This is a genomic window from Burkholderia sp. HMSC10F09 (assembly GCF_001806955.1).
In the GTDB taxonomy this organism is placed as follows: domain Bacteria; phylum Pseudomonadota; class Gammaproteobacteria; order Burkholderiales; family Burkholderiaceae; genus Burkholderia; species Burkholderia multivorans.
The window spans coordinates 1-14,567 of record NZ_KV786867.1 but is presented as its reverse complement, the minus strand read 5'-3'; the positions used below and the strand labels follow the sequence as shown (position 1 = coordinate 14,567).

At 69.3% G+C, this 14,567-nt stretch carries 12 protein-coding genes and 1 riboswitch; of the genes, 3 read left to right on the top strand and 9 right to left on the bottom strand.

Annotated elements, in window-relative coordinates; all coding sequences use genetic code 11:
- Positions 1-393 precede the first annotated feature (393 nt).
- On the top strand, positions 394-1,446 hold the full coding sequence (locus HMPREF3115_RS23985; protein WP_070556377.1) for an AI-2E family transporter: 1,053 nt from the start codon (positions 394-396) through the stop codon (positions 1,444-1,446).
- A gap of 21 nt (positions 1,447-1,467) precedes the next feature.
- Here HMPREF3115_RS23985 and HMPREF3115_RS23980 read toward each other — a convergent pair whose 3' ends face one another.
- The 5 genes from HMPREF3115_RS23980 to HMPREF3115_RS23960 form a co-directional block, all read right to left on the bottom strand.
- Positions 1,468-1,902: a hypothetical protein gene (locus HMPREF3115_RS23980; RefSeq protein WP_256276413.1), complete on the bottom strand. Its 435-nt coding sequence runs from the start codon at positions 1,900-1,902 to the stop codon at positions 1,468-1,470.
- 245 nt (positions 1,903-2,147) lie between these two features.
- Positions 2,148-2,936 carry an SDR family oxidoreductase gene (locus tag HMPREF3115_RS23975; RefSeq protein ID WP_059940398.1) on the bottom strand — a complete coding sequence of 263 codons (789 nt, stop codon included), beginning with the start codon at positions 2,934-2,936 and terminating at the stop codon, positions 2,148-2,150.
- Between the two features lie 112 nt (positions 2,937-3,048).
- Positions 3,049-3,639, bottom strand: a complete 591-nt coding sequence (locus HMPREF3115_RS23970; protein ID WP_035487935.1) for a phosphatase PAP2 family protein — start codon at positions 3,637-3,639, stop codon at positions 3,049-3,051.
- Positions 3,640-3,719: 80 nt separating this feature from the next.
- Positions 3,720-5,036: an Nramp family divalent metal transporter gene (locus tag HMPREF3115_RS23965; protein ID WP_059940396.1), complete on the bottom strand. Its 1,317-nt coding sequence runs from the start codon at positions 5,034-5,036 to the stop codon at positions 3,720-3,722.
- On the bottom strand, positions 4,985-6,046 hold the full coding sequence (locus HMPREF3115_RS23960; RefSeq protein ID WP_070556373.1) for a helix-turn-helix domain-containing protein: 1,062 nt from the start codon (positions 6,044-6,046) through the stop codon (positions 4,985-4,987). The genes HMPREF3115_RS23965 and HMPREF3115_RS23960 overlap by 52 nt, the downstream gene beginning before the upstream one ends.
- 415 nt (positions 6,047-6,461) lie before the next feature.
- On the opposite strand from HMPREF3115_RS23960, the gene HMPREF3115_RS23955 reads away from it, so the two are divergent.
- Positions 6,462-6,863, top strand: coding sequence for an OsmC family protein (locus tag HMPREF3115_RS23955; protein WP_006404199.1), 402 nt, complete (start codon positions 6,462-6,464; stop codon positions 6,861-6,863).
- A gap of 93 nt (positions 6,864-6,956) precedes the next feature.
- Here the strand turns inward: HMPREF3115_RS23955 and HMPREF3115_RS23950 are convergent, their stop codons facing one another.
- Positions 6,957-7,838, bottom strand: coding sequence for a Dyp-type peroxidase (locus HMPREF3115_RS23950; RefSeq protein WP_006409224.1), 882 nt, complete (start codon positions 7,836-7,838; stop codon positions 6,957-6,959).
- A gap of 444 nt (positions 7,839-8,282) precedes the next feature.
- On the opposite strand from HMPREF3115_RS23950, the gene HMPREF3115_RS23945 reads away from it, so the two are divergent.
- Positions 8,283-10,145, top strand: coding sequence for an ABC transporter ATP-binding protein (locus HMPREF3115_RS23945; protein ID WP_070556371.1), 1,863 nt, complete (start codon positions 8,283-8,285; stop codon positions 10,143-10,145).
- Between the two features lie 114 nt (positions 10,146-10,259).
- On the opposite strand, the gene HMPREF3115_RS23940 is transcribed toward HMPREF3115_RS23945, so the two are convergent.
- The 3 genes from HMPREF3115_RS23940 to HMPREF3115_RS23930 all read right to left on the bottom strand — a co-directional run.
- A complete protein-coding gene (locus tag HMPREF3115_RS23940) occupies positions 10,260-11,501 on the bottom strand; it encodes a voltage-gated chloride channel family protein (RefSeq protein ID WP_070556369.1) in 1,242 nt (413 codons plus the stop codon).
- 77 nt (positions 11,502-11,578) lie between these two features.
- Positions 11,579-11,685: riboswitch (Fluoride riboswitch) on the bottom strand.
- 70 nt (positions 11,686-11,755) lie between these two features.
- Positions 11,756-12,781 (bottom strand): chemotaxis response regulator protein-glutamate methylesterase, encoded by a 1,026-nt coding sequence (locus tag HMPREF3115_RS23935; RefSeq protein WP_070556367.1) that lies wholly within the window; start codon positions 12,779-12,781, stop codon positions 11,756-11,758.
- The coding region (locus HMPREF3115_RS23930; protein WP_070556365.1) for a hybrid sensor histidine kinase/response regulator at positions 12,778-14,567 on the bottom strand (1,790 nt) is incomplete at its 5' end. The genes HMPREF3115_RS23935 and HMPREF3115_RS23930, both read right to left, overlap by 4 nt.

Here is a 14,567-nt window from a genome sequence, read left to right as displayed (position 1 = left end):
GCGCCGGCGCATCGGTCGCGCTCGTGAAGACGGGGGCGAACGGCGCCGTCGACACGAACACGGCCACCGCGCCGGTTCAGGTCATCGTGCTGACCAACGCCGGCCTGATGGGCGACGTGTCGGTCAACGGCACGAAGGTCACGCGCCTGCACATCTAAGCTGCGCACGGCGCGGCTCGCGCCGCGCCGCGCTCCTACCACCGCAACGCCGCGGCCTCGGCCGCGGCGTTTTCGTGTCGGCCGCGACAGCGGCTATGATGGCGGCACTTTTTACGGGATACTCCCGAACGGGCCGCCCTGCGCGCTCGTCCGCGAATCCACGACGTTCGCGAGCCGATCGCACGCCGGGTCACGCGATTCACTACAACGAAGCATCAATCTGCACATGTCACCCATGGATAGCGGACACGATCATCAAAAACTCTTCTATTTCCTGCTGTTCGCCGTCACCGTCGGACTATGCTGGGTCCTCGCGCCGTTCTTCGGCGCGGTGTTCTGGGGCACCATTCTCGCGATCCTGTTCCAGCCCGTGCAGCGCTGGCTCGCGGCGCGCTTCGGCAAGCGCCGCAATCTGGCCGCGCTGCTGACGCTGACGCTGATCATCCTGATCGTGATCCTGCCGCTCGTGTTCGTCACCGCGACGCTCGTGCAGGAAATCGCCTACGTGTACCAGGAGCTGAAGGACGCGCAGCCGAATTATTCGAAGTACTTCCAGGACGTCATCCACGCGCTGCCGACGTCGATCCAGCATCTGCTCGCGAAATACGGGCTCACCAACATCCCCGGCATCCAGAAGAAGCTGACCGACGGCGCCGCGGCGATCAGCCAGTTCGCGGCGGCCCAGGCGCTGAGCATCGGGCAGAACACGTTCCAGTTCATCGTCAGCTTCGGCGTGATGCTCTACATGGTGTTCTTCCTGCTGCGCGACGGCGGCGAGATCGGGCGTCGCGTGCGCCGCGCGCTGCCGCTCGACGAAGAACACAAGAACCTGCTGCTCGCGAAGTTCACGACCGTGGTGCGCGCAACCGTCAAGGGCAACATCGCGGTCGCGCTCGTGCAGGGCATTCTCGGCGGATTGATCTTCTGGATCCTCGGGATTCAGGGCGTCGTACTGTGGGGCGCGCTGATGGCGTTCCTGTCGCTGCTGCCCGCGATCGGCGCGAGCCTCGTGTGGGTGCCGGCCGCGCTCTACTTCCTCGCGACCGGCGCGGTCTGGAAGTGCGTGATCCTCGTCGCGTTCTGCGTCGGCGTGATCGGCCTCGTCGACAACCTGCTGCGCCCGATCCTCGTCGGCAAGGACACGAAGATGCCCGACTGGGTCGTGCTGATCTCGACGCTCGGCGGGATGGCGCTGTTCGGCATCAACGGCTTCGTGATCGGGCCGCTCGTCGCCGCGCTGTTCATGGCGAGCTGGGACATCTACGCGCGCGCCGAACAGGAAGCGTGACGGGCGCAGGCAGGCCGCGCGTCACGGATGCGCGATCCGGACGATCACCGGCACGGGCGCACTGCCAGCATCGTCCGGCACCGCGATCGTCAACGTCCCGCCGTGCGGGCCGACACGCTGCATGCCGCGCTCGACGGGCATCGCGCGGCTGCCGCCCGCCTCGCGCCACACCACCTGCACGCGCGAACGCGCGGGCTCGCCAAGCGGCGCGCCGTCCGCGCCGATCAGCGTCAGCTGCGCGCCGGGCAGCCGCCGGCCCTGCGCATCGACACGCAGCGTGGCCGCGGTGCGCTGGCTGTCGACCGTCGCCACCGGCGCGCGATCCAGCGTCACGTCGTAGCGGTCGACCAGCGCGCCGGTGAAGCGCACGATGCCGCCCGGCGCCGTTGCCGGGGCGGCCGCGGCATTCGCGATCGTCAGCACGGCGCCCAACGCAGCGAATGCCGCCTGCCACACCGAGGCGCCGCCGCACCTCGTCAATCGGCCCCTCGCCGCGCGCGCATGCCGCCTGCCGTTCGTCCGCATGTCGTCCCTCCTTCTGCCGTGCGCCGAAATAAAAACGGCGTGACGAATGCGTCACGCCGCGTCGTTTTCCGGTCATCACTTTAGACAGGCGAACCCGAACGAGATATAGGACGATTCCTAAATCGATGCGCGCTTAGCGGGACTTTTGCCCATTCCGCCGCGCAGTACCGGGCGCGTCAGACCGCGCACATCCCGCCGTCGAGCACGAGTTCGGCGGCCGTCATGAAACGGCTCTCGTCGGATGCGAGATAGACGGCCGCATGCGCGACGTCGTCCGGTTCGCCGAGCCGGCGCAACGGAATGCCGCGCGCGAGCCGGCGCGTCGCATCGCGCTCGCCGAGCGTGCGGAACAGCGGCTCCATGATGCCTGTGCGGATGAACGCCGGATGAATCGAATTGCAGCGCACGTCGAGTTCGCGCCGCGCGCAGTCGATCGCGATCGACTTCGTCAGCGACGCGACCGCCGCCTTCGACGCGTTGTACGCGGTGAAATCCGGTTCGACCTTGAACGCGGCGACCGACGAGATGTTGACGATCGACGCCGGGCGGCTCGCGCTCAGATACGGCAGCGCATGCTTGCAGCCGAGCACGATGCTTTCGACGTTTACGGCCATCACGCGCCGCCATTCGTCGAGTTCGATCTGCGCCGGCGCGGCGATCGAGCCGACGCCCGCGTTGTTGACGAGCACCGACAGCGCGCCCATCGCGTCGTTGGCCTGCGCCAGCAGTGTCTGCCAGCGCGCTTCGTCGCGCACGTCCTGCTCGGCGGCGAACGCGACCGGCGTCGCATGGCCCGCATTCAGTTCCGCTGCGAACGCGTCGAGCGCCGCACGATCGGCGACGTCGGTCAGGAAGACACGCGCGCCCTGCTCGACCATCCGGCGCGCGATCGCGCGGCCGAGGCCGCCCGCGGCACCGGTGATGTACGCACACTTGCCGGCGAGACGCGGCGAAACGGCTGTCATGATGGGAACGGCTCCTGTCGTGAAGTGTCGTCGCGAATCGATGCCGCGACGCGCAGCGTGTCGTGGCGGCCGGGCCGCGGATCGCCGCCCGGCGCACCACGCGAGTGGATGGTCAGGACCGGCCGGCCTGCGCCGGATGCACGAACGCGCAGAGTTGCGGCGAGTGCGTATCGATCATCTGCTGGAACGGCGCGCGATGGCCGTAGGCGATACCGGACACCAGCAGCAGACACACGGCCGCGGCGCCCGGCGAGAACGACCGCTTCGGCGCGCGCACGTAGGCGCGCACGAACACGATCGCGACGAGCGCACCGAGCAGCCAGCCGGCGATCACTTCGGGAACGGTATGCGAATCGTCGAACACGCGTGCGACGGCCGTGACCGCACCGATCGCGAGGCCCGCCGCGACGCCCGGCGCGCTGCCGGGCCGGAACGCGTGCCACAGCATGGCGAGGGCCACGGTCCAGACCGACGTCGACAGCATCGTATGGCCGCTGATCATCCGGAAATCGAACGCCGGCAGCGCGACGCCGCAGCCCGCATAGAGGATCTTCGTCGCACCGACGAGCGCCATGCCGGCCGCGAGCAGCGCGATCCAGCGCACCGCGAGCCGCCAGTTCGACACCGCGAGCCACCCCGCGCACGTGAGCGCGATCGGCAAGGTCAACGCGGCATCGCCTATGTTGCTGATTTGACTCCACATATTGCATTCGCACGACGGCTGAAAGCGCGCAGTTTAACGCATGCGCGCGGGGCGTCTGTGTCAGCGTGTGTCAGGCTGTATCAGCCCGCGACACCGCTGATCAGCAGCAGATTCGTTCCGGTGATCGCCGCGAACAGCACCCATGCGAGCGCCTGCATGCCGCGGCTGATCGTGTGCTCGCCCATTGTCGCGCGATCGCTGACCGAACGGATCAGCGGCCACATCGCGAACGGCAGCTGCAGGCTCAGCAGCACCTGGCTCCATACGAGCAGTCGGCCGACCGAATGTTCGCCAAGCCACAATACGCCGATCAGCGCGGGCACCAGCGCGAGCCCGCGAGTGATCAGCCGGCGCTGGTAGCACGGAATCTTCATGTGCAGGAAGCCGTCCATGATGACCTGGCCGGCGATCGTGCCCGTCAGCGTCGAGCTCTGGCCCGATGCGAGCAGCGCGATGCCGAACAGCAGCGCGGCCGCGCCGCCCGCGATCGGCGTAATCAGGCTGTACGCCTGCTCGATGTCGGTCACGTGCGTCTGACCCGTCGCATGGAACGCGGCGGCCGCGACGATCAGGATCGCCGCGTTCACGAGCATCGCGACGAACAGCGACACGCAGGTGTCGATGCGCACCAGCGCGAGCGTGTCGCGGATCGTGCCGCGCGCGCCGCCGATCACGCGCCGCGTCTGCACGACCGACGAATGCAGATAGAGGTTGTGCGGCATGATCGTCGCGCCGACGATGCCGAGCGCGAGCACGACCGCGTCGTGGCGGTCGTGGCCCGGCGCGCCCGGTACGAGGCCGGCGGCGACGGCGCGCCAGTCGGGCGGCGTGATCGCGACCTGCGCGACGAAGCAGAACGCCATCGTCGCGATCAGCGCCAGCACGATCGCCTCGATCTGGCGAACGCCCTTGCCCTGCAGACCGAGCACGATCACCGTGTCGAGCGCGGTCAGCACGATGCCCCACGCAAGCGGCACGCCGAGCAGCAGCTTGAACGCGAGCGCGCAGCCCAGCACTTCGGCGATGTCGCAGGCGATGATCGAGACCTCGGCCGTCAGCCACTGCACGACGCGTCCGAACGGTCCGTAACGGTCGTAGCTCGCCTGCGCGAGATCGCGGCCGGCGACGAGGCCGAGCCGCGCGGCGAGCATCTGCAGGAAGATCGCGGAGACGCTCGACAGCGCGACGACCCACAGCAGCGCATAGCCGAACTGCGAGCCGGCCTGGATGTCGGTCGCCCAGTTGCCGGGGTCCATGTAGCCGATCGCGACGAGCAGGCCCGGTCCGAAGAAACGCTTGAGCTTCAGCCAGCGCGACGCGCCGGCCTCGATCGTGATGCTGCCCTTTACTTCCGACGGGCAGAACGGCGCAGTAGCGGTGGTGGGGAGGAAGCGCATGGAAACCGGGGCTCGAAATCGCGATACGGCGATTTTACGGATATCCGGCCCGTTTTTTCGTGCGCGTCGTCGCGCACGATCCGATGCGGCGGCGGCACGCCGTTCACGCGCGCGATCTCGGGCGCCGGCAAGGCGGCGCCGTTCGCGAGCATCCGTTCGCGTTCGGCGACGCGAAATTCCGTCGGCGACATCAGCATGCGCTGACGAAACAGCTTCGCGAGACGCTCGCCGCTGCCGAAGCCCGTGCGGCGCGCGACCTTGTCGGCCGGCAGCATCGTATGAACGAGCATGTGACACGCCCGCTCGAGGCGCACGTGCTGCACGAACTCGGTCGGCGTCACGCCGATCTCCTTCTTGAAGCGCCGCAGGAAATTGCGCTCGCTCATCGCGGCCGCGCGCGCGATCTGCGCAATCGACACGCGCTCGACGCTCTGCACGCGCAGCCGCTGCGCCGACATCCGGATCGGCGGGCTCGCGCTCAGTTCGCGAAACGCCCACATCGACTGCACATAGCGCTGCTCGACGGGGCGCAGCAGGTTCGACGCGATTTCCTCGGCTACGCTGTCGCCGAGGTCGGCGCGAAACATGTCGAGCGCGGCCGTGAACACGGCGGTGTCCGCTTGTTGCAACTCGGCCGCACCCGATACCGCATGCGGCGCCTCCTGCGCATGCGAAGCCGACCCATTGCGCCGCGTCGGCACGGACACCGCCGCGAGCGCGGGCAGGTCCATCGCATCGACGATCCATCGCGCGTGCCGACGGATCTCGCTCAGGCGCCGGTGCAATGCCTCATCGCGACGCACGCTCGCCCGCTCGCCGTGCAGATGAAAGAACGCGATCGCCCGACGGGCATGCTCGTCGCCGAGCGGATCGACGGCGATCCGCACGCCCGACGACGACGTCACGAGCCCGCCGCTTTCCGATACGTACTTCGGCTGATAATCCGCACCGAACGCATGCAGGCGATTGGCCAGATTGAACGCCTCGCCGAGCCGCGCGGCCTGCGCCAACGAAAATCCCGCGCTCAAATAGATAACGACCCACCGCTGATCTGCTGCATCTGCTGCGTCCACGTGCCAAGCCCCCGACTCGTTCCGACTTCTTGTAATCCCGTCGAACTGTCCGGCTTATAGTGGTTTTGAATGCTGGCGACAGGACGGTTATCTCAATTTATGAAGCGACGGCATCTTAGCCGAACGCGTCGCCGCTTGCGCGCGAGTTGGCCGACGCGGACAGCATGATGGCGGATTACTACAGGGCACGGCAGGCGGCCGGTATGCCGCTGCTGAATCGTGTACGGCGCGTCGCCTGCACGTGTCTCGCACGGGGTGCGCCGCGCGCTACGCGCACGATCGCCGCAGCGGCGGTATGCTGGCGGCTCGCACGCCGCGCCGCGGCGCGCGCCATCGCTACCGGAGATTCATCATGTCGCTGATCCACGCCGCCGCCACGCTCGATGCCGACGCGCCCGACTATGTCGTTCGCGTGCAGGCCGGTTCGCACGCGCTGACCGGCGACGAAGGCGAACGCGAAGGCGGCCGCAACGTCGGGCCGGCGCCGTACGAGTTCGTCCTCGCGGGCCTCGCGCAATGCACGGCCGCGACGCTGCGCATGTACATGCAGCGCAAGCAGTGGCCGGCCGTGCGGATCGACGTGCATACCGAGCTGCACGCCGATCGCGAAGGCCTGCAGTACGTGCGCCGCACGGTCGCGCTCGACGGCACGCTCGACGACGCGCAGCGCCAGCGTCTCGCGGAAATCTGCGAGAAGACGCCGGTCACGCTGTTCATCAAGCGCGGTACGCGGATCGAGACGACGTTGCGCTGAAGCCGCGTCGTCCGGCGCATCGCGCGTCCACAACGAAACGGGCGGGTCGCACGTCGTGCGCACCCGCCCGTTCGCTTGCGCGCCGCAGCGCGCTCACAGCCCGAACGCCGACAGATCGAGCTTGCCGTCCTTCATCGGCGGACACCAGAAATACGCGCCCGTCAGCGGCCGCGTGAAACGGAACAGCCCGTCGACGATGCCGTCGTCCGCGCCGCTCATCCGGCGCATCTGCACGTCGAACGCCCGGAACGAATGGCCGAACGCGACGAAGTACAGGCCGGCACGGCGCGCGTCCGACCACGGCGACGAGCGGCGCAGCATGAACGCCTCGGGCTCGAAGCTCTCCTGCGCGGTGCGCTTCACGTGCGCGAACGCGGGCGCGTCGTCGAGTTCCTCGTTGTCCGAGCGGCGGCGGCCGACGATGTGGTCCATGTCGTGCGGCGCGATGCGCTCCATCCGGTCGAAGTCGTGCAGCCACTGCTGAACGGCGACGAAGCTGCCGCCGTCGAGCCCCGCGCCCTGCCCGCTCACGATCGCGGCGGCACGTGCGGCGTCGCCGACCGGATTCTCCGTGCCGTCCTCGTAGCCGGACAGATCGCGGTCGTTCGAATAGCGGAATCCGTCCACCGCGTCCTGCAGCACGAACGCGGGCGCGAGCGCACGCTCGATCGCGCGCGAACGCAGCACGAGATCGCCACGATCGTCGCCGCGCAGCCATACCCAGATGTCGGCCGGCGTCGCGGGCAGCGTGCGGTCGTTCACCGCGAACGCCGGATAGTCGGTCAGCCCCGGAATCGGACGGCCGATGTACGCAGCGAGCGAGTGCCCGAACCCGACCACCGTGTCGCGTCCGTCGACGCATTCGCGCAGCGCGGCAAGCGCCGCCGCGACGTTGCCGTCGTTCGAATTCGTGAAGGTCAGGTATCGGGCCGCCGTATCGATCGGAGCCAGGATGCCGTGCTGAACGTCGCTCATCGTTTCCTCGGAATGAATCGGGGTGAATCCGGGCGGACCGCGCCGCGTTGGCGCAGCGCGCCGCGCGATCCGCTGAAGCAGGGACAAAACCCCGAATATTAACCGTATCGACGTCGCAACAGCCGCTTCGTCGAACGTTGCGACGGATCGGACAACGCTGATAGAATCGCGTCACGTCTTTTCGGCGTCCTTTCAACCGTTCACTTCAGGGAGGTGCAGATGTTCCGAATGCCAGCCGCCTTCCCGAACGTGGTCTCACGGCACCGCTGATTCAGCGCGCCGTCCGCGCCGGCTCCCGGATGTTTCGCTAGTCCGCCTGCCCGCGCACTGTCCCGACAGCCCCGTTTTCCGTTTCGCCGCGCGATGCACGCGGTTCCGGCTGTTGCGTTTTCGACGTTCTCCGAACCGGAAAGTCCCGTCGCGCGATGCGCCGGGCAACAATACATGACCAGAAAAACCACCCATCTGGGCGGCCACGCATTCCGGGCCGTCTTCGGCTTCACTTTCCGCTATTGGCGCCGGCAGCCGGCGCGCATCGCCGTCGTCGCGTCGTTCGCGCTGCTCGCCGCGCTCGCCGACGTGCTCACGCCGCTGTTCGCCGGCCGGCTCGTCGACGCGCTGTCGGCCGGCCTCGCCGACCGCGCGGCCGCCTGGCATGCGGCGCTCGTCGCGTTCGGCACGCTCGCCGCGCTCGGCATCGGCGCGACGCTGCTGCGCCAGGGCGTCTATCTGAACATCATCACGCTGACGCTGAAGATGATGAGCGAGATCGCCGCCGCGTCGTTCCATCGCGTGCAGCGCTTCTCGACCGACTGGCACGCGAACAGCTTCGCCGGCTCGACCGTGCGCAAGATCACGCGCGGCATCTGGGCGCTCGACCTGCTGAACGACACCGTGCTGATCGCGCTGCTGCCGTCGGTGACGATGCTCGTCGGCGCGACCGTGCTGCTCGGCACGCACTGGCCGGTGATGGGGCTCGTCGTCGGCGCGGGTTCGCTGCTGTACATCACGGTGACGGTCGCCGTGTCGCTCCGCATCGTCGCGCCGGCGGCGCGGCTCGGCAACCTCTGGGACACGCGGATGGGCGGTGCGCTCGCCGATGCGGTCAGCTGCAACGCCGTCGTCAAGGCGTTCGGCGCGGAAACGCGCGAGGAAGCGCGGCTCGCGCGCGTGATCGGCAAGTGGCGGCAGCGCACGCGCCGCACGTGGGTGCGCGGCACGCTGAACGGCGGGCTGCAGGGCGCGATGCTCGTCGCGATGCAGGCCGCGATGATCGGCGTCGCGCTGCGGCTGTGGGCGAACGACGAAGCGAGCGTCGGCGACATCGCGTTCGCGCTGACGATGTTCTTCATGCTGCAGGGCTATCTGCGCGATGTCGGCATGCATATCCGCAACCTGCAGCGGTCGGTCAACGACATGGAAGAGCTCGTCGCGCTCGAACGTCAGCCGCTCGGCATCGAGGATCGGCCGAACGCGCCCGCGATCCGCATCGGCGAAGGCGAGATCCACTTCGAGCACGTGACGTTCCGCTACGACAATCATCCGGAGCCGCTGTACGACGACTTCTCGATGCGCATCGCGCCGGGCGAGCGCGTGGGCCTCGTCGGCCATTCGGGATCGGGCAAGACGACGTTCATCAAGCTGATCCAGCGGCTCTATGACGTGTCGGGCGGACGCATCGTGATCGACGGACAGGACATCGCGCAGGTGCGCCAGGATTCGCTGCGCAGCCAGATCGCGATCGTCCAGCAGGAGCCGATGCTGTTTCACCGCACGCTCGCGGAGAACATCGCGTATGCGCGTCCCGACGCGAGCCGCGCCGATATCGAGCGCGCGGCGCGGCTGGCCAGCGCGCACGATTTCATCGCCGCGCTGCCGGACGGCTACGACACGCTCGTCGGCGAACGCGGCATCAAGCTGTCGGGCGGCGAGCGTCAGCGCGTCGCGATCGCGCGCGCGTTCCTCGCCGACGCGCCGATCCTGATTCTCGACGAAGCGACGTCGAGCCTCGACAGCGAAAGCGAGGTGCTGATCCAGCAGGCGATGGAGCGGCTGGTGGTCGGCCGCACGACGCTCGTCGTCGCGCACCGGCTATCGACCGTGCGCGCGCTCGACCGGCTGCTCGTACTCGATCGCGGCAAGGTGATCGAGGAAGGCAGCCACGACGCGCTGATCCGCATCGACGGCGGCGTCTACCGTCGGCTGTTCGAACGGCAGGCGCTCGAGCTCGCGAAGGGGCTGGCCGATCCGCCGCGGCGCGTCGCCGACGACAAAGCCGGACCGCTCGGCCAACGGGCGACTGCGTGATGGAATGCGCGATGCGACGCGGGGGAACCGTGTCGTGTCGTGTCGTGTCGTGTCGTGTCGCGACGCGCTGCATCGCGTCGGACCGCAGGCGGGGCCGCGCCCCGCCGCGCCACGTCACTCCTGTCCCGCCTGCGCCCCCTTCCCGACCGCGACGCGCTGCGCGCGATAGATGCCCGCATGCCCGGAAAACAGATACGCGACGACACAGGCGACGATCGCATACACGCCGATATCCGCGCCGAACAGTTCGATCGCCATGATCGTCGACGCGATCGGCGTATTCGCCGCGCCCGCGAACACCGCGACGAAGCCGAGCGCCGCGAGCACCGGCACCGGGAGCGCAAGCACGTGCCCGAGCGCGTTGCCGAGCGTCGCGCCGATATAGAACAGCGGCGTCACTTCGCCGCCCTTGAAGCCCGACGCGAGCGTGACGACGGTAAACGCGAACTTGCCCGCGAAGTCGTACACGGGCAGCGGGCCGCGAAACGCGGCCTCGATCGTCGGAATGCCGAGACCCAGATACTGCGGCACGTTCAGCGCGGTCGCGGCGGCCGCCACCAGCACGCCGCCCAGCACCGGCTGCAGCGGCGCATAGCGGATCGCGCGCCGGAAGCCGGCCGCGAGCGCATGCGTCGCATGGGCGAACAGCCGCCCGACCGCGCCGAACGCGATGCCGGCCACGACGGTCGCGGCGAGCCCGGCCGCCGAGACGGCCGGCACGAACGGCACCGCATAGACGGTGTGATGCACGCCCCACGCGCGGCACACGACGTCCGCGACGATCGCCGACGCGACGCACGCGAGCAGCGCGTCGTAGCGCAGCCGGCCGATCGCGAGCACTTCGAGCCCGAACACCGCGCCCGCGAGCGGCGTGCCGAACACCGACGAAAAGCCGGCCGCGATCCCGCCCATCAGCAGCACGCGCCGATGCTCGCGATCGAGCCGAAACGCGTGCGTGACGCGATCGGCCAGCGCGCCGCCCATCTGCACGGCGGTGCCCTCGCGGCCGGCGGAGCCGCCGAACAGATGCGTGACGACGGTCGCGGCGAGCACGAGCGGCGCCATCCGCTTCGGCACGAGTGCCTTCGGATCGTGAATCTCGTCGATCAGCAGATTGTTGCCACGCGCCACCGGCTGGCCGAAGCGATGGTAGACCCAGCCGGTCGCGAAGCCGGCCGCGGGCAATCCCCAGAGCAGCCACGGATGCGCGACGCGCGTACCGGTCGCCCAGTCGAGCGCGACCAGGAACAGGGCGGAAGCCGACCCGGCGAGCGCACCGAGCAGGATCGACAGCGCGAGCCAGCGGCAGACGTAGCGCACCGTCGCGAAAAAATCGGCAGAAGTCGAGAAAAACATGGTTTCCAGATTCGACAGGACATCAAACCCGGGCGGCAGAACACCGCGTGGACGGCCTGCGACCTCCTGACACCCAGGAACACGCAGGCATCATCAGCCGGACGAACCGGCGGTTGAGCAGCGGATCGGCGCGCACGATGCGCGGAAAACCGCCGCACGGAGGCATGCCATCTCCGCAAGGCGGCCATTGTACGCGACGCCGTCCCGCGCACGCAACGCGCTGCGCGCGCTGCGACCGCACCGCGCGGCCCGCCTCACGGACGCGCGGCGCGGCGCGCGACGCGCGCGATCAGCTGCGGCGCAATCCGGTCGAGCGGCAGGATCGCCGATGCCGCGCCGATCGCGGCAGCCGCCTTCGGCATCCCGTACACGGCGCTCGTCGCTTCGTCCTGCGCGATCGTATAGCAGCCCTTCGCGCGCATCGCCTTGAGCCCGAGCGCGCCGTCGCGGCCCATGCCGGTCAGCAGCACGCCGAGCGCGTCGCCGCGCCAGCACTCGGCGACGCTGTCGAAGAACACGTCGATCGACGGCCGATACGGCGTGTCGGCCGGTTCGCGCGTGTAGCCGAGCACGCCGCGCGACGACAGACACAGATGATCGTTGGTCGCCGCGAGCAGCACCTCGCCGGCGCGCGGCGTACAGCCGTGCCGCGCGACGCGCACCGGCAGCCGCGTGTGGCCGTCGAGCCATTCGGCCATGCCGAGCGCGAACGCCTGGTCGACGTGCTGGACGATCACGATCGCGGCCGGGAAATCGGCGGGCAGCGTCCGCAGCAGCGTGGCGAGCGCGGTCGGGCCGCCGGCCGACGCGCCGATCGCGACGAGCGTCGGCTGACGCTGCGCGCCCACCGGCGGCCGGAGCGGCACGAACGCCGGTGCGCGGCTATCGAGCAGCCGGCCGATCTGGTCGATCTTCGCGAGCAGCGGCTGCGGCGGCGCATCGGCCGAGAGCCCGAGCGCGAGCGTCGGCGTGTCGACGGCGTCGAGCGCGCCCGCGCCCATCGCCTCGTAGACCGACGACGTATTCGCGCTGACGCTCGCGGTGACGATCAGGATCGCGCATGGCGCACGCGCCATGATGGCACGCGTCGCGGCGACGCCGTCGAGCCGCGGCATCACGAGATCCATCAGCACGAGATCGGGCGGGTGCGCGACACAGAAATCGACGGCCTCGTCGCCGTCCGCCGCGACCCACAGCACGCGATGATCGGGCCGCTGCGCGAGCACGCGGCGCAGTGCCTCGACCGCGAGCGGCAGATCGTTGACGATGCCGATGTTCATCCGCGCGCATCCCCGATCAGGTCGTGCACCGCGTCGAGCAGCGCCTCGTCGTGGAAGCTGCTCTTCGCGAGGTAGTAGTCGGCGCCGGCGTCGAGCCCGCGACGACGATCCTCGTCGCGGTCCTTGTACGACACGATCATGACCGGCACGCGCTGCAGCAGCGGATCGTTCTTGATCAGCGTGACGAGCTCGATGCCGTCCATCCGCGGCATGTCGACGTCGGTCACGACGAGATCGAACGCTTCGCCGCGCACCGCGTTCCAGCCGTCCATTCCGTCGACGGCGACGGTCACGTCGTAGCCGCGCTTCTCGAGCAGCTTGCGCTCGAGTTCGCGCACGGTCAGCGAATCGTCGACGACCAGCACGCGGCGGCGGCGATCCGCGTACGCGAGCTGCGGATCGCGCGTGAGCTTCGCAAGCTGCCCGCCGCGCACGAGCTTGTCGACCGAGCGAATCAGATCCTCGACGTCGACGATCAGCACCGGATCGCCGTTCTCGAGCAGCGCGCCGGCCGCGATGTTCTGGATCTTGTGCAGGCGGCTGTCGAGCGGCTGCACGACCAGCATGCGCTCGCCGAGGAAGCGGTCGACCGCGACGCCGTACAGCTCCGGCTCGCCGCCGACCACGACGACCGCCGTGGTCGCGCGCGACGCGTCCGGCTCGCCCGCATCGAGCAGCTGATGCGCGGCGACGAGCCCCGCGCGCCGGCCGTCGAACGGGAAATGCGGCTGCCCTTCGAGCACGTCGATGTCCTCGTGCGCGAGTTCGAGCGTGCGGCGCACGTGCGCGAGCGGGAACGCGTACGGTTCGCCGCCGACCTCGACCAGCAGGCTGCGGATCACCGACAGCGTGAGCGGCAGCTGCAGCACGAAGCGCATGCCCGCGCCCGGCTCGTTGAAGATGCGCACCGCACCGCGCACGCTGCGCACCATTTCCTGCACGGCGTCGAGGCCGACGCCGCGGCCCGACACGTCGGTCACCGCGTCGCGCATCGAAAAGCCGGGCAGCAGCAGAAATTCGAGCAGCTCGGGGTCGGACAGCCGCGCGGCCGTCTCGTCGTCGGTCAGATGCTGGCGCACGATGGCCGCGCGCAGCGCGTCCATGTCGACGCCCGGGCCGTCGTCGATCACGCTGACGAGCAGCGACCCCGCGCTATGGCGCGCCTCGAGCGTGACGCTCGCCTCGGCCGGCTTGCCGCGCGCGCGCCGCACCTCGGGCGACTCGACGCCGTGGTCGATCGCATTGCGCAGCAGATGGCCGAGCGGCGCGTCGAGCAGGTCGAGGATGTCGCGGTCGACCTGCGTGGCTTCGCCGACGATCGAGAACCGCACCTGCTTGCCGAGCGAGCGTGCGAGATCGCGGACGATGCGCGGATACGCGCGCGTCGCGTCGCCGAACGGCCGCATCCGGCACTGCAGCGCCTCGTCGTACAGCTGCTCCGCGATGTGCGTGCTGCGTCGCTCGAAGCGGTCGAACTCGTCCATCCGCTCGGCGAACGAACGCTGCAGATCGTTCAGCATGTGCCGCACTTCGTTCATCGACGCGAGCACGCCCGCGTCGAGCTCGTCCGCGAACTGCTCGTACACGAGGTCCAGCGCGCGCGCGGCATCGCGCTGCGCGCGCTTCACGCGCAGCATCGACTCGGCGAACGGCTTGAGCCAACGCGATTCGACGAGCGACTCGCCCGACAGGCTCAGCAGCCGGTTCAGCGTATCGGCGCGCACGCGGCGCATCGCACCGGCGCCGGCCGTGCGGTTCGCCTGCGCGGGCTCGGCCGCCGCGCGCG